Source organism: Brevibacterium sp. 239c, from assembly GCF_900169365.1.
In the GTDB taxonomy this organism is placed as follows: Bacteria; Actinomycetota; Actinomycetes; order Actinomycetales; family Brevibacteriaceae; genus Brevibacterium.
Genome location: NZ_FXZH01000062.1, coordinates 1 through 1248, shown reverse-complemented (window position 1 = coordinate 1248; position 1248 = coordinate 1). Strand labels below are relative to the sequence as shown.

Sequence of the window (1248 nt, the reverse complement as noted above, 5' to 3'; positions counted from 1 at the left end):
CTACGTGAAGTCGGAGTCGCTAGTAATCGCAGATCAGCAACGCTGCGGTGAATACGTTCCCGGGCCTTGTACACACCGCCCGTCAAGTCACGAAAGTCGGTAACACCCGAAGCCGGTGGCCCAACCCTTGTGGAGGGGGCCGTCTAAGGTGGGACTGGCAATTGGGACTAAGTCGTAACAAGGTAGCCGTACCGGAAGGTGCGGCTGGATCACCTCCTTTCTAAGGAGCACACATCAGAACCCCAACGCAGCATCCATTCGTGATGCTGGTTGGGCAGCTCAAGGGTGGAACATCTCTATCTTCGCTCATCCAACCAGCGTTGTTGAGGCACATGCCTTGTCGACGCCGGTTGTGTGGTGGGCTAGAACATTTACGTTATTGGGTCCTGGAATCACAGGCCCCACACAACACAGTCCTTCTTTGTGGCTGCGAGTGTGTGTGGTGTGGTGGTTTCATCTAACGGACCGACCCAGACCACGGTCATCCTGTTCACAGGGTGGGTGTGGGTGGTGTTTGGTAGTGGTTTGAGAATCGTATAGTGGACGCGAGCATCAACAACACACCAGTGGTGTGTTGTTATGTAATGTGATTTTTCTTGTGAAATCCGAAAGTGTTTTTTTCGCGCACACAATCATCGACCATGAAAGTGGTTGGTATGAGTGTGTAAGAGCGCATGGTGGATGCCTTGGCATCAGGAGCCGATGAAGGACGTGGAAATCTGCGATAAGCCTCGGGGAGCCGATAAACGGGCTGTGATCCGAGGGTCTCCGAATGGGGAAACCCCGCCACATGAGAGTGTGGTGACCCGCATCTGAATATATAGGGTGTGTGGAGGGAACGCGGGGAAGTGAAACATCTCAGTACCCGTAGGAAGAGAAAATAAAATATGATTCCGGGAGTAGTGGCGAGCGAAACTGGAAGAGCCTAAACCGTGTCAGTGTCAAGCGTGCTGGTGTTGCTGACGTGGTGTTGTGGGGTATGCGTGTCTCACCCAGCATGGTGGGGACGTTGATGTGTGTTACGTGTAGTCGAAGCTGGTGGGAAACAGTACCGGAGTGGGTGAGAGTCCCGTAGACGAAACATGTGACCCCGACGTTGTGCATATGCCCGAGTAGCACGGTACTCGTGGAATGTCGTGTGAATCTGCCAGGACCACCTGGTAAGGCTAAATACTTCCTGATGACCGATAGCGGATAGTACCGTGAGGGAATGGTGAAAAGTACCCCGGGAGGGGAGTGAAATAGTAC

The 1248-nt window shown here is 53.4% G+C and carries 2 rRNA genes; both read left to right on the top strand.

From position 1 onward, the window contains the following. A 16S ribosomal RNA gene (locus BSP239C_RS20365) occupies nucleotides 1–220 on the top strand; the annotation flags it as partial. A 434-nt stretch (nucleotides 221–654) separates the two neighbouring features. Beyond that, nucleotides 655–1248: ribosomal RNA gene (locus tag BSP239C_RS20360) — 23S ribosomal RNA — on the top strand; the annotation flags it as partial.